Source organism: Pseudomonas sp. HS-18, assembly GCF_020401845.1.
GTDB lineage: Bacteria > Pseudomonadota > Gammaproteobacteria > Pseudomonadales > Pseudomonadaceae > Pseudomonas > Pseudomonas nitroreducens.
Window position 1 is genome coordinate 3,451,165 of record NZ_CP084413.1, and the last position, 16,594, is coordinate 3,467,758.

Below are 16,594 nucleotides of genomic sequence, written 5' to 3' on the forward strand. Positions count from 1 at the left end.
GCGCCCCATAAATAAGAATTTGCTTATTGACTCTATGGAGCGCCCCCAGACCAGACAATGCAACCCATCGCGAAATGCGACCTGCATCACTGCTGCCGTACAATCGCGCCCAGACGCTTTCATCTAAGGACACGAAACAATGCCCGTTGCCATGGCCCGCCACATCCTGGTCAAGACCGTCGCCGAAGCCGAGCAGATCAAGCAGCGCCTGGCCAAGGGCGAGGATTTCGCCGCCCTGGCGCGCAAGCACTCCACCTGCGCTTCCGGCAAGCGCGGCGGTGATCTGGGCGAGGTGCGCCCCGGCCAGATGGTGAAGTCCATCGACCAGGTAATCTTCAAGAAGCCGGTCGGCGTGGTCCACGGCCCGGTGAAAAGCCAGTTCGGCTACCATCTGGTCGAGGTCTATTTCCGGGACTGAGGGAACCGAGTCATGACGCCGCAACAGATCGCCCGCTTCTGCCTGGAACTGCCCGGCGCCCGCGAAGACATCAAGTGGGGCAGCAACCGAGTGTTTTCGGTGGCGGGCAACAAGATGTTCGCCATCCTCGATTTCCTCGACAGCGGCAATGGCGGCCTGGCGTTCAAGGTCGGCCCGGAGCTGTTCCTGGGCTATGTCGACCGCCCCGGCATCCGCCCTGCGCCCTACCTGGCGCGGGCCTTCTGGATTTCCATGCAGCGCCCCTACCCCATGGGCGATGCCGAACTGCGCGAAGCCCTGACCCGTTCGCACCAACTGGTGGTCGCCCGCCTGCCCAAGCGGCAGCGCCTGGGCCTCGTGCTGGAGGCGCCCTGATGCGCACGCTGAATTGGGAAGGCCTGTGGCACGCGCCGACCTCCAGCTGGGAGTCCCTGCAATTGGGCGACGGCCGCGCGGAAAGCCAACTGCGCGCCATCAACGAGGCGGGCGGGCCGCCCTATCAGTTGGAGTATCAACTGGAGTGGGACAGCCAATGGCGCCTGCGCGAGGCGCATTTCTCCGTCGAGAGCGAGCGCGGTGCGCATCAGCTTCACCTGCTGACCGATGGCGAAGGCCATTGGCGAAGCGGCAGCGGCGAGTTGCTGAGCGAGCTGGAAGGATGCCTGGACATCGACCTCTGGCCGTCGCCCTTCACCAACACCTTCCCGATCCGCCGCCTGCAACTGGCCGACGGCGATCGCCGCGAACTGGCGGTGGTGTATCTGGAAGCGCCGAAGCTCATGCCGGTGCGGATGCGCCAGGGCTATACACGCATCGACGCCACTCACTACCTGTACGAAAACCTGGAGGGCACGGACTTTCAGGCGTTGCTGTCAGTGGATGCCGAAGGCCTGGTGATCGATTACCCGACACTCTTCCGCCGGGTGTGACAGGCTCGCCCCTGCGGATGACACCCCTGGCTGGCGCCTACGCAAAACCATATCCAGGTAGTTCGTTAGCTAGCTTTCCTACATGGCCACTGCGGTCCATCATGTAGCACCCACCTGCCGTACCGAACTGCTGCACATGCCTGCCCAGAACCGCTCCACCGCGTCCACCCTGCAAGTGGTGTCCGTCGTCCTGTTCACCTTCATCGCCTACCTGACCATCGGTATCCCGCTGGCCGTGCTCCCCGGCTATGTGCACACCGACCTGGGTTTCGGCTCGGTCATGGCGGGCCTGGTCATCAGCATCCAGTACCTGGCCACCCTGCTGACTCGTCCCTACGCCGGCAAGGTCATCGATACTCTCGGCCCCAAGCGCGCCGTGCTCTACGGCATGCTCGGCTGCGCCGGCAGTGGCGCGCTGATGCTCGGTTCCTGGGCGATGCAGGGCCTACCGTGGCTCAGCCTCGGCCTGCTGATGGCTGCACGCCTGGTACTGGGCACCTCGGAAAGCCTGGTCGGCAGTGCCTCGATCGCCTGGGGCATCGACCGCGTCGGTGCGGCGAACACCGCCAAGGTGATTTCCTGGAATGGCATCGCCAGCTACGGCGCCCTGGCCATTGGCGCGCCGTTGGGCGTGCTGATGGTCGGCCAACTCGGGCTGGCCAGCCTGGGAAGCAGCGTAGTCCTGTTGGCGGCGCTCGGCTTCGCCCTGGCCTGGCCCAAGCGCGCCGCGGCATTGGTGCATGGCGAGCGTATGCCCTTCCACCACGTACTCGGCCGGGTATTCCCCCACGGCATGGGCCTGGCACTGGGCGGTATCGGATTCGGCACCATCGCCACGTTCGTCACGCTTTATTACGCCAGCCTCGGCTGGAAAGACGCCGTCTACTGCCTGACCGCTTTCGGTGGCTGCTTCATCGGCGCGCGACTGCTGTTCGCCAACGCCATCAACCGCCACGGCGGTTTCCGCGTAGCCATCGCCTGCCTGTCGGTGGAAAGCCTCGGCCTGCTCCTGCTGTGGAGCGCCCCGACGCCATGGATCGCCCTCGCCGGCGCGGCGCTGACCGGCTTCGGCTTCTCCCTGGTGTTCCCCGCGCTGGGCGTGGAAGCCGTCGGCCTGGTGCCTGCCTCCAATCGCGGCGCCGCGCTGGGCGCCTATTCGCTGTTCATCGACGTGTCGCTGGGGGTTACCGGGCCGCTGATGGGCGCCGTCGCCAACGGTTTCGGCTTTGGTTCGATCTTCCTCTGCGCCGCGCTCGCAGCATTCAGCGGGCTGATGCTCAGTTTGTGGCTCTATCAACATTCCTATCAGCAGCCCTGATTGACACGGCGCAGCTTTAGAACCGCAACAGCGCTGATTGCCTTCGAGCGCCCCTGATCCGGGAGCCATCGCCGTTGATCAGGTCATCATGACATCCGCATGACAGAGGCTGGACGAAAAAGTTCGATCCTCTGCTATTATCCGGCGGCGCCGGGGCGACCACGCCCCGAATACAACCAAAAGAACATGCCAGCACAGAACTCCACCTACCCCGTTCACGCACTTCGGGGCGGAGAGCTTTTTTCTTTCTGTTCGCTGGCGCTGCACCATTAAGGAAATCAAGATGCTGAACCACCGGATCAGTCTGCTCGCACTGGGGATCCTCGCGTCGACCGCCGCGATGGCCGAAGACCAGTCCACTGCCAAGGGCTTCGTCGAAGACAGCCACCTGGACCTGTTCTTCCGCAATGCCTACATGAATCGTGACTACAAGCACGGTCGCGACGACAAGGCCGAGTGGGGCCAGGCCGCTACCGCGACCTTCACCTCCGGCTTCACCCAGGGCACCGTGGGCTTCGGCGTTGACGCCTTCGGCATGTACGCCCTGCGTCTGGATGGCGGCCAAGGTAAGAGCGGCGCTGCCGGCATCGACTTCTTCAAGCAGGGCGACAGCGGCGAAGCCGCCAACGACCTGGCCCGCGCCGGCGGTGCAGTAAAAGCCCGCTTCTCCAACACCGTGATCAAGTACGGCGACCAGATGCCGGCCCTGCCGGTGCTGAGCTACGACAACTCCCGCCTGCTGCCGGAAAGCTTTACCGGCACCCTGATCACCTCCAAGGAGATCGAAGGCCTGGAACTGAACGTCGGCCGCTTCACCTCGGAAACCCGCAAGAGCGCCGAAGGGCGTGACAGCGGCGGCCTGAAGCGCATCGACGTGTTCGGCGGCAGCTACAAGTTCACCGACAACTTCAGCGGCTCGCTGTACGGCTATGAGAGCGAAGACGTCGCCCGCAAGCAGTACATGAACCTGAACTACGTCATCCCGGTAGCCGACAAGCAGTCCCTGACCCTGGACTTCAACGGCTATCGCACTCGCGTGAATGAAGACTTCGCTGCCGACCACGGCTACGACGGCACCAAGAACACCATCTGGAGCCTGTCGGCCGCCTACAACATCGGCGCCCACACCTTCATGGTCGCGCACCAGCGCAACAACGGCGACTCCGGCTACCAGTACGGCTGGTACCAGAACGAAGGTGGCCTGGGTGATGGCGGCACCACCATCTGGCTGGCCAACTCCTACTGGTCGGACTTCAACGGCGAGGACGAGCGTTCCTGGCAGGGCAGCTACAGCCTGGACTTCGCCGAGTACGGCGTTCCCGGCCTGAGCTACACCGTGGCCTACGTCTACGGCGACAACATCAAGACCGCCGAGACCAGCAACGGCAAAGAGCGTGAAATCTTCAACCAGGTGAAGTACGTCGTACCGAGCGGCCCGGCCAAGGACCTGTCGGTCAAGCTGCGCGGTTCCTGGCTGCGCGTGTCCAACGACGCCCGCTCCTACAACGACGACGGCAACGAAGTGCGCGTCTTCGTCGAGTACCCGGTCAACATCTTCTGATGATCTGATCACGCTCCAAGGAAAACGCCCCGTGGCAGCGATGCCACGGGGCGTTTTTCATTCCGGCCTCTTCTACTCCAGAGTGCGCCGCCTGGGTAGCCACGGCATCGGCGGCAGCGCCATGCGCAGGATGTGGAAGCACAGCAAGAGGATCAACCCACCGGCCACGAAGGAGCCCAGGCGCTGCGCCGGTTCGAGCGTGTCGTTGAGCACATTGAGCAGCAGCATCGCACTGCCCCCCAGCATGCAGGCGAGCAGGAATACCGCAAGGATGTAGATCTTCAGCGTCAACAGCCGCCAGTGCCAGTGCATGCGGCGGCGAACGGGGACCTCATCGGGGGGAAGTTGCGGCACGATCCTTTGCCTCCTGACAGGTTTCTGACGGGCTCACGCAACAGCAGCATGCGACGTCGAGATACTGGCAGGATGCTAGTCCGCACGGCGGGAAATGCCAAGGCGCGCAGGGTGCGACCCATCGACAGGCCGGCTGCGCGCCGATGAATGGCCGGGCGTCAGCGCACCACGCTGTTGATGTCGTGGCGATTGAGGGAGGTGCGCATTTCCTCGTACCACTCCGGAATCACGTCCTTCAGGCGCTCCTTGGCGTCCTCCAGCTTGAACGGCTGGGTATAGCGCTTCTTGCGATAGGAATAGATGAAGTAGGTGCCGTTGCGGTAAAGGATGCGGTCGAAGGTGTAGAAACCGATATGCGTGCCATTGCAGCGCGCAGTCAACACCATGTCGCCCTCTTCGTACGGCAGCACACCCTCGGCACATTCGTAGGTGAAGAACTCGCGCACGTCGTCCCAGTCCACACCATCGCTGCTGGCGTGCAGGAAGGCTTCGGCCTGCTCCTCGGATTCGTCGGAGTGGTCGCTGTACCAGATGAACAGCGGGATACTCTGGTTGGTCTCGTCACCCAGCCAGCTCTCGCCGTCCAGGTACTGCGCGCTGCGTGCGAGGCTCGCCTGCACGCGGCGGTGGCTCTGGCGGTACTCTTCCAGTTGCTCGTCGAACGCAGGAATGTCCTCGCCCAGCACCACGCCGTCCATGCCCTTGATCTCGGCCACGCGCGCCAGGTAATCGGCATACAGTGCCGCATCCTGGATCACGGTGCAGGTATCGCGGGTCAGGCTCAGGCCGATCTCGGTGAAGTTGGCACTGCCGAGGATCACCACGTCCGGCTCGATGAGCACCAGCTTCCAGTGCACGCTGTTCTGTGCACGAAAATCCACGTGCAGGGTCACGCTCTTGCCGGCGTCGCGGACGCAGAAGTCGATGAAGTCCGGCGAGGTGAAGGAATTGATGGTGCCCACCAGCAGGTCCAGGCGATTGCCCTTCTCCACCAGGGTTTCGATCAATGCCTCGGTTTCACTGGCGGAGGCCGAGACGACCGTGATCAGCTTGCCGCTGACCTGCTCCAGGTACTGCTTGAGCGAATGTTGAGCGTTTAGGATTTTCATACAGCCCCCACCAGAATTCTGAACACCGAATTCTGATGCAGGACAATGGGGGGTTTCAACTGTCGGATGCCGACCTACGCCCGCAAATCGGGCGCTGCAGCGGCAAAGCATGCAGCCCGTGCCTGGTCATGGCATAATGAGCGGCTTTGCCAGGCGCCTGTCGGTCTCGTTCGACGACCGCGCCTTCCCTGCCCGCCCGCGCCGTCAGCGCCCGGCGCGCACCATGTCCAGCCAAGGGTCAGTCAGTTGATTTCCACCGCCAATATCACCATGCAGTCTGCGGAGATTTGCGGAGAAATCTAACCTATTGATTTTGCTGGGCTTTCGCAGAAGAAATATTTCTCACGACAGCGTTAAAACGCACTCGAAAGCGGCGATTGGTATCAAAATTGGTATCGGTCGCCGCCCCGCCTCGCCAGTTCTGGGAAACCTACTCCCCAAAGATTCGCTTCACATAGGCCTGGCAGGCAGTCAGTTGCCGGATGGCGTCGTCGCCTCGGTTGGCGATGGCGACAATTCGTTCAGCAGATCTCGGGTCAATGTCGGCTCGACTGCCTGCATCACCCACGCTTCCGGTGCTGGCGGCAGTGGGCACTTGGGCGGCGGGACTGCAACCACTGACCTTGACTGACAGCCGACGATTAGCGTCGCGCAGATCAGTCCGAAGCTGATCGTTCTGAGCCTTGGCATCGGTGTACTCCTGATATTGAGCGGCGCTCTGCTGCTGGATGGCCTTGGCGAGCGCCTGGCGCTGTTCGTTGGCTTCCTGCTGGACCTTGGCTGCGGCGAGGTTGATCGTGCTCAGGTCAGCCTGAAAGGCGGCCCGCTGCTGCTCGATCTGCTGGCCAAGTCGCCAGCCATTGGCTAACCAGCCACCTGCAGCGGCCAGGAACAGCACAAGAGCACACAGCAGGGGCCTCCAGTTGCTGAGCAGCCAGGCCATCAGTAGTCGTCCACCGGTGGCAGGTCGACCGTCTGGCCGGCCAGGGCGTGCGTGCAGTCGCCGAGGAACTCGATGCGCCCATCGCGAACGAAGGAGTGGCAGCGGCGGTCCTCGCGCTGTTCACCCCACCAGTACGTCACCAGGATCGAAGGGCTGAAGGTCGGCTTGTTCACGTCGCCATTCCAATCCCATCCCGGACCCGGCTTGTCCCGGTTGACGTTGACGCCGTGGAGCATCTGGCAGCCCGGGCAAAGGAAGAACAGCTGGTCATCGGCGCGCTCAAGGATCGGGGACAGCGGAATAAAGCTGCTCATATCAGCCTCCATCTAAACTCTGGTTTCGTTTTTCTCGGCAGACCGGCAAAGCGCACCGGAAACGAAACTATGGTTTCGTTCATGCCAAAACTTTCTTGGCACGGTCCCACAAAGCTGCCCGCTCTTCCTGACCGTTCAGACCGCCATTGATGCGTCGGGTGATCTGCTCGAACTCACCGGCATCAGCCAACTCATTCAGGCCGTGGTTTGCCCACCACCAGGCGGCCGATGCTGCGGCCCACTCGGCCTGCTCGAGCAGTTCGGGTTTATCCAGCAGCGGAATCCCCAGCGCCGCACCGGTACGGCGGTAGTTCTCGCGCCCGGTGATCTGGATCAGGCCGCGGCCCAAGAATCGACGGCCGTCACCCGGCTCGGTATTGCCCAGGTCCCGCCGGCCCTCGTAGCGCGATTGCGCCGCCGTCGGCCCCCAGATCTCGCGCACCCATTTCAGCTGGCCAGACTCATGCCCGATCTGCGCCAGAAACGCAGCCTGCCGAGCCGGAGAATTGATCTGGTAGCGCTGCATCGCCCGGTTCAGCGCAGGAACAAAAACGCCAGCTCTCTGGCTGGCGTTGGGGTAGATGCGCAGGAGCTGCGCTTCGGTGAGAGGCATCATGTCTCGCCACCCTCGACTGGCGGAACATAAGGAACCAGTTGCTCCACGAAGTCAGGGCGATAACGCTCTTCAATGGGAACTTCTCGCCCATCCACTTCAATGATGTCGTCGATGATCTCGTAAAGAACACCGTCCACGATGTAGGCCCACTGCTTCATCATGCGTACTCCCAGATAGTGACTTGCCCGCTTCCGCCGTTGCCGCCGAAGAACGCCGGCTGGACACCGCCTGCACAGGCACCGCCACCTCCAGCTCCACTCAATCCTGGCCCGCCGTTTCCGCTGGTTGGGAATGCCAAGCCTCCCTTTCCAATAGTGCTAGGGGCACCATAGCTAGCAATCACTACGTTGGCGGCAAGCGCTATCGGCTGAATACCGTTAGCCCCCCCGATATTAATAATTCCACCTGTTGGATTGCCTGCGCCTGATCCGCCGCCACTGGCAAATGGGAATGAGCTTCCAGCTCCGCCACCTTGACCGCCGCCACCACCAGCAGCTGTGATAAGAGAACCGAAAGAAGAAGTTCCCCCTGCGTTGCCGTTGTTGTTGCCGGCTGCCGTTTGAGCGCCACCCAGCCCAACAGTGATGGTCACGCCAGAAAACCCGGATGTGAACCGCCCCTTGGCATATGCGCCGGCACCGCCTCCACCGCCAATAGCCGCCTGCCCAGCAGACGTTGCGGCAGTTCCTCCTCCGCTTCCGCCAGCACCCTGGACCTCAACAACAACCGACTTGGTTCCTGCAGTCGGGGTGTAAGTGTAGGAACCTGAAGCCGCGAAGTTCTGAACGCCGATCAGGCGGCCGGCGGAGAAGTCCTGCCAACCAGCACCCCCGGTATCCGGGTTAGCCGTGTTGTTCTCGACAGTACACAGCCAGGTGCCAGAGCCATCAGCTTTCTGGAGGTTTGCACCTTTTGGATACCCGCCAATTGCGGTAGCAAATGCTGCATCGAATTTGAACGTGCCGCCCGCCGACTGCCACTGCAAGATCGCAGTGATGGCATTGAGGACACCGTTCATGTCCGTTCCGAACGGAGGCACGCCACCCGCCACAATCGGGGTTCGAGTTAGCGGAGGGAATCCATCGGTATAGGACGCACGGCCATCAGCCACGCCGATCTGGGAGGCAACGGGGATGGCCTGCTTGTCACCGTTATCGGCGAATGGCTTCTGGATCTTTCCGGGTGCGTTGCTAGCTTGCATAAATGACTCCGCCCTCTCCGAGGAAAACGCCTTGGTCGAATGGTTGGCCGCCGGCCTCTGCGAAGCCGAAGGTGGTCGATGGGTCTAGCTGAAGGATGATGCTGAGTGACACGCCGGCAGGTCTTGCGATGGCGCCAGAGCGCAGGATGATCGCGGCATCCACTGCTGATAGGTCGAACTCGAACACAAAGCGCATGCCCATGCCGCCGGTGTCCTGGACGTAGCAGCGGCCCTTGTTGCCGAAGATGAACCTGAGCATCCGGTTCATGGACGGCGCAGTGCAGTCCGTGATGTTGGACATCGCCTTGAGCAGGATCAGTTGGCGATAGGCCGTATCCGAAAGCTCGTAGGTTTGCGTCGGCAACGGGCCGTCGTAGAACGGCGCCTGGTCAAACGGCTGCACCCCGGTGTTTGCGGTAGGACTGGTGAAGGCCTCGTCGAAGCCAAAGTAGGTGACAGCCTGGTCTACCTGCAGCAGGCGGGAGACGTTGACGATCTTCCCCCAAATGTCGAGGCCGAAGCCTTGGGCAGTGGCCACGTTCCAGACAACTTCGTAGAACGCATCAATGTCCGCTGATGGATCAATGGCGCCGTTGAAGCTATCAAGCAGCGCGGTGATCGTCGGGCTGTTGGCGTACTGCGCCAGCAAGGTGTCCCGATAGTTGTTCATACCAGGAGCACCTGAATATTGGAGGCGTCGAGAGTTGGCCTCTGATCAATACCGAATGCCAGGGACACTGCCGCGGCAGTAGACGTGAACCCCATCGTGATCGACTCGATGTTGACGTTGCCATTTACCGCTGCGACGCCGGCATAGTAGCGGCCGGCGTAAATCGTCGAACCGATGCGGGCCCGGCTACCTCCATCTGCACCATTGAACGCATTCAATACGGCGGCGCGCACCAGGTCGACAATGTTCGATGGCAGAAGAGGATCATTGGCAATCTGGATCTTGAAGAATGTCGGCTTGGCATCTGGGGTTTGCCAAGTGACGGTGTACTGCGGATAGGGCTTTTCATAGCCCTCTGAGTCCTCGATGACGTAACTGGTATCGCCGTTGTAGTTACAGCCAAGGGACTTTTTCCCCCAGATCGCAGCCGCCACATCTGCTGCTGCGCCTCCGACGACGGCGGCATACATTGAGTGCGCAGCAAGCGGGTAGTTGGTCGCCCCAGTGTTCACGACAACCCCCTTGGGATTGTCGATGACATAGGCGTCGAGAACATCTGCCACCGAGAGAAGACGGCCCAGAATGGATTGGACCGAGTTCACTCCGTTGGCAGCAACAGACAGACGGCGTCGGTATTCGAAGTCGGCGCGGGACTCAACATCAGTTCCAAGGGTTCCGGCCGCGGAATTGGTCACGCGATCCCAGCCAGGGACGGCGGTGTAGATCTTTGACAGGTTCCCGATCGGACAGGCAATCGGCCCCATGGTGGAGTTCTGGAAATCAACATCCACAGAGCCACTGGCAGGAATCGTGGCATCCGCCAAGCTGAAATAGATATAGCCATTGGCGTCCTGCGCAGCAGAGCCCGCTGGAATCACCGCGCCTACTAGGCCAGCACATGAGCCAGTAACAACCGTTCCGGAGGCTGCAATTCGCTCCAAGAAGTAGATACGCCCGATTGCGTCCTGCCACCGACCGACGGCCTTGTCCGGGTCGACGTTGTTGACCACCTCGGCAATCTGGTCGTTCTTGTCGCCGATAATCGCAGTGGTCGTCTGAGCAAGCTGTCCTTGCGGGGTCGTTAGGCCTGGGTTAACGCCTCCGCCAAAGGCTTGGTTAATGTCAGCCTGAACGCCTTCAAGGATGTCTTTCTCCTGTGGCAGGGTGATGCCATTGGCATCAATTACCACGCTGGGGACGTTGGTGGTCATTAGAAGGAGACTCCCGCTTCCTGTCCGTCGGTATCGATGATCTGGATTTGTCCGGTCAGGCCACGCTCAGTGAACGAAACGGCGATCGTCTTGACCAAGGCCACCTTGGGGACGGTCAGTGCCGCCATCTCGATCTTCTTCTTGATCAGAGATACCGAAGGGTACTTGCCGAGGATCTGCTGCCAGTACGGAAGGCCTTGTGTGGTGTCGTACCAGCACTCCCCGAGGAATGTTCGAACTGCACTGGCGACGTCCTGAGCAATGGCATACGGTTCCGTAGCTAGGGCAATGTTTCCCTCCCCATCCAGCACCAAATCCCATGCGCTGCGATCAAGTAGCAGTGTGCTTGCCATGTGAGGTTCCGATTGAATCTTCCAGTTGAAATGCCAGACCTTCCCGATCTCTCGCAGCGCTATGTACTGGTCATCGCCTTCCAGTCCTCACGCGCAGCGGACTACCCGCTCGCCGTGTCATTGGCGCGCCGAGCGAAATACTTCATCGAGGTTTCGAAGGGGAAAATCGACTACCACATAGCTGCTTTCGAGCCGACGCCAGCGGATATCGCGCGAGCGGTTTCTATCGCCGATATGGTCGCAGGACTTAAAGGGACGCTATTTGCAGTGAAAGGCCGGATGTTCAGGGAGGACGGCAGTGTCCGACAGGTTCTGCACTGCCTAAATCAGTCATTCCGGGTTGCGGACTACCGATCGCACTGCCACGTTATCTTCCCTACCCAATTTCCGGCGGGGATTCCTCAGGCATATGTGAAGATTCCTCACCTGAAGAAAGGTCAGGAATTGATCATTCCCTGCGCCTATGCGGCGCAATACACGGGGTGGGCCTTAACCAATTCACACCCAGGCACGCTGCAGGACCAGTTTCGCGACGTCTGCGTGACGCGCGGCTGTGACTGGTGCCCTCGGTGCAATCCAGAGGATTTGAGGCCGCCTCAAGCGCTCGGCGGACCAGAAGTCCCACTCCCGCCCTGAACACCGGTATGCGTGTGCGTCTTCCCGATGTTCACCCCATCGTTCGTCACGCCTCCGCCATTGACGGCCAGGTTGCCGTGGATGGTGGTATTGGCATCGATCACAGCGGCCGGCGCCTGGATGTGAACCTTAACCGGCGAGACCAGCTCGATACCGCTCTCGCTGAAGCGGACGTACTGCGTCGGCGCACCAGCGATTATGCTGCTCAGGTAGACGGCATCGGCAGGATCATTCTGGCGGCTTGACCCTGGCGGAGATTCAACCTTGGCAGCCTTCACGGCGCTGATATCCCGGTCGCAGAAAGCGGCTATCCCAATATCCCCAACTTGAGGGTCTAGGATCACTGCATTGGCACCGCCCTGGATTCGCATGTACGGCGCGTTGTAGATGACCCCATGGCTCGTCACATCGCCCTGACCATCGATCTGCTGAACCAGCGGAAGAAGGCCGACGTAGCCGATTGGAGAAACCCCTCCGTCATTGGTGACCGAGACCACCTTTACCGGCCTAATCGTCCAGCGCTCGCTGAAGAACGCCCTAACGAAAGCCTCAAGTGCGTTCGTATCGTCGTTCTTGTCCGACGTGCCGAGGAGCGGCTGATAGTTACCACCTGGAGACATTCAGGGCCAATCCTTCTTTCGCGAGTCGCATCGTGGTGAACCATGGTCCTTGCGGGTAGATGGTGCTCAGTTCGTGGCGCATGGAGTGGATTACCCATTCGCCGCGGGCCTTCTCTACCGAGCTATCCAGGCGAACCCTGCGCCCTAACGATGCCTCAGGGTTGAACTCAGCGATGATCTGGATGCCCGTATTGGTGAACACTGGGTAACCAACAAGCCCCGTCGCCGGGGATATCTCAAGGAAGTTCTCGCCAAACGCCGACCCATTTGGCCAGATGGAAATTATCCCGTTCTCGATCTTGCACAGCACCCGAGCGGCATTGCATACCGACTTGAGCTGCTGGATCAGTGCGCCGGGCAGATTAGGGTTACTGAGTTGTGCCGACACGCCATGGTTTTTGAAGCCGTACCCCATTTGCTTGGCAAGCGCCTCGACAATGGTCGCCACGTCGGCGCTGCCTTCGTAGCTGTTGGCTGCAGCGGGAGAAACTTGGAAAAGGTAACCAGGCCTGGCATTCAGATCGAACGCCACATCCGGTGCTCCGGAGTAATTGACCACCCCGGCGATGATGGTGCCATCGAAGATCTTCTTGATGCCCTTGATGGTATCGCCAGCGCTGACGCTGATGTCCGCGCCGCGCACGGCCAGGGCATGCAGCTGATTGGTGCTGAACTTGTTCATGTCGGCCATCTTCATGCCGAACACGCGCAGCTGTAGCTCTCCCAGCGTCAGAATCCCGCCCGACTGAGCCAAGATCAATTCGACCCGATGGCCCCGCAGCGAAACAGTGTCCTGGCCTTGGTCATTCAGCCCTCCGTCGTGGAGGCGAAATGTCAGTTCAATTTCCCTCGTGACGAAGCTCATGCGTGATCCTATTTGACCAGGTAATCAGTGGGTGATCGGAGACATAGCTCGTAGTAGGCCGCAGCGGCGGAGTTGGGCGTCGTCAGAAATACCCGGTCGTCTGCGAAGAGGTGATCCGTCATCCTGTCTGCCCACACCCGATGGGGCATGTTGTAGAGCCCTGCGTCTGCCAACTGCCGACCCATGCCTGACTTGGTCTGCTCAAGCGTCCAGCCTTCCAGGCGCGCGGCAACGATCCAGGCATAACCGTTGGACTGGCGAACGCATCCATTCGTGATCTGGTTCGGCGTCATGTTCGCAGCCATCGCGGCTGGAGCAATCAGGGCGACGATTGCGATCCATTGCTTCATCGTTATTCCTCGGTCAGAGGTCGGAGGCCTCAAGATACATCAACACCCATCGGGTTCCGAGGCCCTGAAAAGAGGCGTCTTCTGTTCCCTGAGTATCCATGAAGGACAGATCCCCCATGAATCCGAGATACGCCTGGCGGACGCATCGCACACGGTCTCGGCACAGCACGCCGGACAGAATCCTCTCGCCCTCAAGGGTCACATCCAGATACATGCCGGTCGACTTCTGGTAGACGTTCAGCACGCAGTTCTGTTGGCCGAGCACTACCTTCAGCGTCTGCGAGGCGATAGCGGCGAGCGGAATAATCTGCATGGGAATCTCTAGGCGATTGCGCGGGCGTCGAATGACGCCTCCTGTTGAGGAGTTGGACTGACCGGCTGAACTGCGCCGATACTGGTGACCGGCTGGCCTTGCGGCTCAGCAGTGGCCGAGTAGATGGCAACTTCCGTTTGCCGGACCTCTTCGAACTGGGCATCCACGGTCAACAGCGTAACGCCATTGGATGAGGTGCGGCGGTAGTCAAAGCGCACCAGATTGACGTCCTGATAGGTGAAGTCTGGAGTCGCCAGGTCGTAAAGCTCGGTCGTCTCCTTCAGCAGCTCAAGCTGCTGCAGGAACTGATCCCGGCTCATCGCGCCTTGTCCGCTGCAGGTCATCAGGATTCGGATGTCGTACGGCAGCGCGACCTTGTTGTAGGACGAGAACGAACCGAGCTCGACGGGATACTTGGAGATGCGCTGCTCACCGCGGTAGTCAAACGCGACGACCGAGTCAGGCAGGATGACCTGGCCGCCATTCTTGTCGAAGATGCCCCATTGCGGTCCAAGAATGCCGTCCAGAAAGCCAAACGCATCCACCCCAAGGACCTCGCCAAGTATTCCCGATACCGCCCCGATGCCTACGGCACTGCGGCGGATATTGGGAACGCCTGGAGCGAAAGGAACGTCCGGAAAATCGATCAAGGACATCAGTTCATCCCCGTTGCCACTGAGTTGATCAGCGAGTTCTGGCGCAGCGCTTCGTTCATGTCCCTGGCAATGCCGGGCGCGTCTGTTGCCTGGGTCTGGACCGTGATCTGCCCGATGCTGACCTCGTTGGTGGTGGTCGAGGTCTGCGAAGGCGCTAGGTTCGCGCCGGCGCCGATGCGCATCTCGCCAGGGCGAACGCCGTATTGCATATCAGCTTGGCGAGCAGCCATTCGATCACGCTCAAAGACCGCCCTCTCATCTGGAGACATCCGGGCAAGCTGAGCAGCAGCTGGCTGTACTGGCTGCTGATCGTAAAGCGCCTGCGCCAATGCCCCCCTGCGACTAGCCTCGACCTCTTTCTTGGCCGGCCGCTCGTACTGAGATGAGACGATTCCTCCAGCTTCGTAGGCAGAACGAGCCTTGCGCAACGCATCGCCTGCAGATTTCTCCTGGCCGATCGTGAGCTCGTATTGCACGAAGGCGAGCTGCTCTTCCAGGGTGGACCCGCGAATATCCTTACCGGAGAAGTTCCTGAACTGCGCTTGGCGGTCGGGATGCCATTGGCCGACACCGAAGGCCTTGCCGTTATCTCCGATAGCGCCAGGATTGAATCCGCTCTCCACGCTGAGGTTTGAGGCAATACCCAGCGCCTGAGCGCGACTCCAGCCTTGGCTTTCGAAATACTTGGTGACGTACTCGGCCATATCTCGACCGCCATTCACCTTGCCTTTTGAGGCATCCATCAGGTTGACGGATTCTTCTGCGCTCTCAACTCCAAGCGCCGCAGCACCACGGTTCAGCCACTCGCCGATGAAGTCACCAGTAGCAGTACCGCTGATGAACTTGTCGTTGAGGTAAGTACCGGCCTGATAACCGCCGTAGCCGGCAATACCAACGGCCCCTAGCCGCGCGGCCATGGCCAGAGAGCCAGCGCCGGCAGTCATGAACACGCCAAGGCCTTTCGCGGCAAACATGAAGGCTGCGCCCAGGGCAAGGATCTTGGTAGAGGCTCCATCCGTGCTCTTGTCCAGATCGGACAGCATCTTCACCAGGTCCTTGCCGCCCTCCAGAAGGGCCGAGAAGAACTGTTGAATCTCGCCTCGATGCTCGCCTATCCAGTTTCCAAGCTGCTTCCCGTCCTCAACGATCCGCTTGAAGAACTCCTGAATCTCGGATCGGTGCTCATTGATCCAGCCACCGAAGTCGCGCAGATACTTGGTCAGATCGACCAAAGCCGGCCCCATTGACTCGAAAATCGCCTGCCCGACGCCATTCGCCTGAGCGGTGAACTCTCCCCATACCCGCTGCGCTTCCTGGGCGCGCTTGACACTCTCATCCGTGACGCCCGAGGACTTGTACATCTCGGCGTACAGGTCTTGGACCGCCTGACGGCCCTGACGCAGGACGTTCAGTGTTCCCTGATCGATACCCAGGCTCTGGGCAATCTTGATCTGATCCTGGGCATCGTAGCGCTGCAAGGCATCAGCGACATCCAGTAGCACGTCCTTGAACGGACGCATCTTGCCTTGCGCATTGGCGACGTTCACGCCAATGGCGCGGAACATGCCGATGACCGGCGAATCCTCGCCGAGCTTGAACGCCTCGATGCCGGACGCGATGTTCTGCAGGCTAGCCTGGAATCCTTCCGCCGAACCGCCGACGGTCTTGACTGTCTTTCCCCACGCATCCAGTTCCCGGGCACTCATGCTCAGGTTCTTGGACAGATATCCCAACTCGGCCTGCCCCTTCACCGAGTTGGTGATGAAGTCCTTCAGACCATGGGCGCCGATGGCTACGGCGAACAGGCCTAGCAGCTCGTTCCGCACACGGCGGAAGCCCTCGGCCATCACCTTGGCCTGGGCCGCAATCTGCTTGGCGTTGACCTCGGATTCACGCACGAAGCGCTTCTGCGCATCGGCCGCTTCCTTCTCGCCCTTCTTGAAGCCGGACGAATCCAGCCCCAGCGTGACGATGAGGGCATCGATGACAGTTGCCATGCGTTATTCCTGGGAGGCGAGATTGCGGTTGTGGTTGTCGACCGAATTCACTTCGATCAGCCACCACAGGTCTTCAAGGCCGTAGACGGTATCGAGCTCGTGGAGCGTCGCCAGGCGTGAGGAAATCACCGTGGCGATGGTCGGCGGGAGGTTCAGGTAG

Annotated in this window: 23 protein-coding genes; 6 read left to right on the forward strand and 17 right to left on the reverse strand. The window is 60.7% G+C overall.

Annotated features, from left to right (window positions below; genetic code table 11):
• The first annotated feature begins 139 nt into the window (after window positions 1–139).
• The 5 genes from LDJ84_RS15975 (at window position 140) to LDJ84_RS15995 (ending at window position 4,226) form a co-directional block, all read left to right on the forward strand.
• On the forward strand, window positions 140–418 hold the full coding sequence (locus LDJ84_RS15975; RefSeq protein WP_226044989.1) for a peptidylprolyl isomerase: 279 nt from the start codon (window positions 140–142) through the stop codon (window positions 416–418).
• A gap of 12 nt (window positions 419–430) precedes the next feature.
• A complete protein-coding gene (locus tag LDJ84_RS15980) occupies window positions 431–793 on the forward strand; it encodes an MmcQ/YjbR family DNA-binding protein (protein WP_084359312.1) in 363 nt (120 codons plus the stop codon).
• A complete protein-coding gene (locus LDJ84_RS15985) occupies window positions 793–1,347 on the forward strand; it encodes a putative glycolipid-binding domain-containing protein (protein WP_226044990.1) in 555 nt (184 codons plus the stop codon). The genes LDJ84_RS15980 and LDJ84_RS15985 overlap by 1 nt, the downstream gene beginning before the upstream one ends.
• Window positions 1,348–1,483: 136 nt before the next feature.
• Window positions 1,484–2,665, forward strand: a complete 1,182-nt coding sequence (locus tag LDJ84_RS15990; protein WP_084359307.1) for an MFS transporter — start codon at window positions 1,484–1,486, stop codon at window positions 2,663–2,665.
• Window positions 2,666–2,948: 283 nt separating this feature from the next.
• Complete coding sequence (locus LDJ84_RS15995; protein ID WP_226044991.1) at window positions 2,949–4,226, forward strand: OprD family porin; 1,278 nt, start codon at window positions 2,949–2,951, stop codon at window positions 4,224–4,226.
• 72 nt (window positions 4,227–4,298) lie between these two features.
• Here the strand turns inward: LDJ84_RS15995 and LDJ84_RS16000 are convergent, their stop codons facing one another.
• From LDJ84_RS16000 to LDJ84_RS16045, 10 genes are all read right to left on the reverse strand, one after another.
• The gene (locus LDJ84_RS16000) at window positions 4,299–4,580 is read right to left on the reverse strand and encodes a hypothetical protein (protein WP_226044992.1); all 282 of its coding nucleotides are present in this window, start codon (window positions 4,578–4,580) and stop codon (window positions 4,299–4,301) included.
• 158 nt (window positions 4,581–4,738) lie between these two features.
• Window positions 4,739–5,689 (reverse strand): phospholipase D family protein, encoded by a 951-nt coding sequence (locus LDJ84_RS16005; RefSeq protein WP_024764474.1) that lies wholly within the window; start codon window positions 5,687–5,689, stop codon window positions 4,739–4,741.
• 430 nt (window positions 5,690–6,119) lie between these two features.
• Window positions 6,120–6,632 (reverse strand): lysis system i-spanin subunit Rz, encoded by a 513-nt coding sequence (locus tag LDJ84_RS16010; RefSeq protein ID WP_226044993.1) that lies wholly within the window; start codon window positions 6,630–6,632, stop codon window positions 6,120–6,122.
• Window positions 6,632–6,946 (reverse strand): DUF6527 family protein, encoded by a 315-nt coding sequence (locus LDJ84_RS16015; RefSeq protein ID WP_226044994.1) that lies wholly within the window; start codon window positions 6,944–6,946, stop codon window positions 6,632–6,634. Before LDJ84_RS16015 ends, LDJ84_RS16010 begins: the two co-directional genes overlap by 1 nt.
• A 79-nt stretch (window positions 6,947–7,025) precedes the next feature.
• Window positions 7,026–7,559: a glycoside hydrolase family 19 protein gene (locus LDJ84_RS16020; RefSeq protein ID WP_226046593.1), complete on the reverse strand. Its 534-nt coding sequence runs from the start codon at window positions 7,557–7,559 to the stop codon at window positions 7,026–7,028.
• Window positions 7,559–7,723: a hypothetical protein gene (locus LDJ84_RS16025; RefSeq protein WP_226044995.1), complete on the reverse strand. Its 165-nt coding sequence runs from the start codon at window positions 7,721–7,723 to the stop codon at window positions 7,559–7,561. Before LDJ84_RS16025 ends, LDJ84_RS16020 begins: the two co-directional genes overlap by 1 nt.
• A complete protein-coding gene (locus LDJ84_RS30715; RefSeq protein ID WP_263987015.1) occupies window positions 7,720–8,763 on the reverse strand; it encodes a hypothetical protein in 1,044 nt (347 codons plus the stop codon). The genes LDJ84_RS16025 and LDJ84_RS30715 overlap by 4 nt, the downstream gene beginning before the upstream one ends.
• Window positions 8,753–9,433: a DUF2612 domain-containing protein gene (locus LDJ84_RS16035; protein ID WP_226044996.1), complete on the reverse strand. Its 681-nt coding sequence runs from the start codon at window positions 9,431–9,433 to the stop codon at window positions 8,753–8,755. The genes LDJ84_RS30715 and LDJ84_RS16035 overlap by 11 nt, the downstream gene beginning before the upstream one ends.
• Window positions 9,430–10,644 carry a baseplate J/gp47 family protein gene (locus tag LDJ84_RS16040; RefSeq protein WP_226044997.1) on the reverse strand — a complete coding sequence of 405 codons (1,215 nt, stop codon included), beginning with the start codon at window positions 10,642–10,644 and terminating at the stop codon, window positions 9,430–9,432. Before LDJ84_RS16040 ends, LDJ84_RS16035 begins: the two co-directional genes overlap by 4 nt.
• Complete coding sequence (locus LDJ84_RS16045) at window positions 10,644–10,997, reverse strand: hypothetical protein (protein WP_226044998.1); 354 nt, start codon at window positions 10,995–10,997, stop codon at window positions 10,644–10,646. The genes LDJ84_RS16040 and LDJ84_RS16045 overlap by 1 nt, the downstream gene beginning before the upstream one ends.
• A gap of 12 nt (window positions 10,998–11,009) precedes the next feature.
• Here LDJ84_RS16045 and LDJ84_RS16050 point away from each other — a divergent pair, with 12 nt between their 5' ends.
• Window positions 11,010–11,633 (forward strand): hypothetical protein, encoded by a 624-nt coding sequence (locus LDJ84_RS16050; protein WP_226044999.1) that lies wholly within the window; start codon window positions 11,010–11,012, stop codon window positions 11,631–11,633.
• Here the strand turns inward: LDJ84_RS16050 and LDJ84_RS16055 are convergent.
• The 7 genes from LDJ84_RS16055 to LDJ84_RS30720 are packed head-to-tail and all read right to left on the reverse strand — an operon-like array spanning window position 11,594 to window position 16,563.
• Window positions 11,594–12,253 (reverse strand): hypothetical protein, encoded by a 660-nt coding sequence (locus LDJ84_RS16055; protein WP_226045000.1) that lies wholly within the window; start codon window positions 12,251–12,253, stop codon window positions 11,594–11,596. The genes LDJ84_RS16050 and LDJ84_RS16055 overlap by 40 nt on opposite strands.
• Complete coding sequence (locus LDJ84_RS16060) at window positions 12,237–13,118, reverse strand: baseplate hub protein (RefSeq protein ID WP_226045001.1); 882 nt, start codon at window positions 13,116–13,118, stop codon at window positions 12,237–12,239. Before LDJ84_RS16060 ends, LDJ84_RS16055 begins: the two co-directional genes overlap by 17 nt.
• An 8-nt stretch (window positions 13,119–13,126) precedes the next feature.
• Window positions 13,127–13,468 (reverse strand): hypothetical protein, encoded by a 342-nt coding sequence (locus LDJ84_RS16065; RefSeq protein ID WP_226045002.1) that lies wholly within the window; start codon window positions 13,466–13,468, stop codon window positions 13,127–13,129.
• A 13-nt stretch (window positions 13,469–13,481) separates the two neighbouring features.
• A complete protein-coding gene (locus LDJ84_RS16070; RefSeq protein ID WP_226045003.1) occupies window positions 13,482–13,781 on the reverse strand; it encodes a hypothetical protein in 300 nt (99 codons plus the stop codon).
• An 8-nt stretch (window positions 13,782–13,789) separates the two neighbouring features.
• Entirely contained in the window at window positions 13,790–14,437 is a 648-nt protein-coding gene (locus LDJ84_RS16075; RefSeq protein WP_226045004.1) for a phage baseplate protein, read from the reverse strand.
• Window positions 14,437–16,434: a phage tail tip lysozyme gene (locus LDJ84_RS16080; RefSeq protein ID WP_226045005.1), complete on the reverse strand. Its 1,998-nt coding sequence runs from the start codon at window positions 16,432–16,434 to the stop codon at window positions 14,437–14,439. The genes LDJ84_RS16075 and LDJ84_RS16080 overlap by 1 nt, the downstream gene beginning before the upstream one ends.
• 3 nt (window positions 16,435–16,437) lie before the next feature.
• The gene (locus LDJ84_RS30720) at window positions 16,438–16,563 is read right to left on the reverse strand and encodes a hypothetical protein (protein WP_263987016.1); all 126 of its coding nucleotides are present in this window, start codon (window positions 16,561–16,563) and stop codon (window positions 16,438–16,440) included.
• Window positions 16,564–16,594: the final 31 nt, after the last annotated feature.

Excerpts from the sequence above, each read along its gene's own strand:
- LDJ84_RS15975 (WP_226044989.1), top strand. The coding sequence starts at position 140 with ATGCCCGTTGCCATGGCCCGCCACATCCTGGTCAAGACCGTCGCCGAA.
- LDJ84_RS15980 (WP_084359312.1), top strand. The coding sequence starts at position 431 with ATGACGCCGCAACAGATCGCCCGCTTCTGCCTGGAACTGCCCGGCGCC.
- LDJ84_RS15985 (WP_226044990.1), top strand. The coding sequence starts at position 793 with ATGCGCACGCTGAATTGGGAAGGCCTGTGGCACGCGCCGACCTCCAGC.
- LDJ84_RS15990 (WP_084359307.1), top strand. The coding sequence starts at position 1,484 with ATGCCTGCCCAGAACCGCTCCACCGCGTCCACCCTGCAAGTGGTGTCC.
- LDJ84_RS15995 (WP_226044991.1), top strand. The coding sequence starts at position 2,949 with ATGCTGAACCACCGGATCAGTCTGCTCGCACTGGGGATCCTCGCGTCG.
- LDJ84_RS16005 (WP_024764474.1), bottom strand. The coding sequence starts at position 5,689 with ATGAAAATCCTAAACGCTCAACATTCGCTCAAGCAGTACCTGGAGCAG.
- LDJ84_RS16010 (WP_226044993.1), bottom strand. The coding sequence starts at position 6,632 with ATGGCCTGGCTGCTCAGCAACTGGAGGCCCCTGCTGTGTGCTCTTGTG.
- LDJ84_RS16015 (WP_226044994.1), bottom strand. The coding sequence starts at position 6,946 with ATGAGCAGCTTTATTCCGCTGTCCCCGATCCTTGAGCGCGCCGATGAC.
- LDJ84_RS16020 (WP_226046593.1), bottom strand. The coding sequence starts at position 7,559 with ATGCCTCTCACCGAAGCGCAGCTCCTGCGCATCTACCCCAACGCCAGC.
- LDJ84_RS16025 (WP_226044995.1), bottom strand. The coding sequence starts at position 7,723 with ATGATGAAGCAGTGGGCCTACATCGTGGACGGTGTTCTTTACGAGATC.
- LDJ84_RS30715 (WP_263987015.1), bottom strand. The coding sequence starts at position 8,763 with ATGCAAGCTAGCAACGCACCCGGAAAGATCCAGAAGCCATTCGCCGAT.
- LDJ84_RS16035 (WP_226044996.1), bottom strand. The coding sequence starts at position 9,433 with ATGAACAACTATCGGGACACCTTGCTGGCGCAGTACGCCAACAGCCCG.
- LDJ84_RS16040 (WP_226044997.1), bottom strand. The coding sequence starts at position 10,644 with ATGACCACCAACGTCCCCAGCGTGGTAATTGATGCCAATGGCATCACC.
- LDJ84_RS16045 (WP_226044998.1), bottom strand. The coding sequence starts at position 10,997 with ATGGCAAGCACACTGCTACTTGATCGCAGCGCATGGGATTTGGTGCTG.
- LDJ84_RS16055 (WP_226045000.1), bottom strand. The coding sequence starts at position 12,253 with ATGTCTCCAGGTGGTAACTATCAGCCGCTCCTCGGCACGTCGGACAAG.
- LDJ84_RS16060 (WP_226045001.1), bottom strand. The coding sequence starts at position 13,118 with ATGAGCTTCGTCACGAGGGAAATTGAACTGACATTTCGCCTCCACGAC.
- LDJ84_RS16065 (WP_226045002.1), bottom strand. The coding sequence starts at position 13,468 with ATGAAGCAATGGATCGCAATCGTCGCCCTGATTGCTCCAGCCGCGATG.
- LDJ84_RS16070 (WP_226045003.1), bottom strand. The coding sequence starts at position 13,781 with ATGCAGATTATTCCGCTCGCCGCTATCGCCTCGCAGACGCTGAAGGTA.
- LDJ84_RS16075 (WP_226045004.1), bottom strand. The coding sequence starts at position 14,437 with ATGTCCTTGATCGATTTTCCGGACGTTCCTTTCGCTCCAGGCGTTCCC.
- LDJ84_RS16080 (WP_226045005.1), bottom strand. The coding sequence starts at position 16,434 with ATGGCAACTGTCATCGATGCCCTCATCGTCACGCTGGGGCTGGATTCG.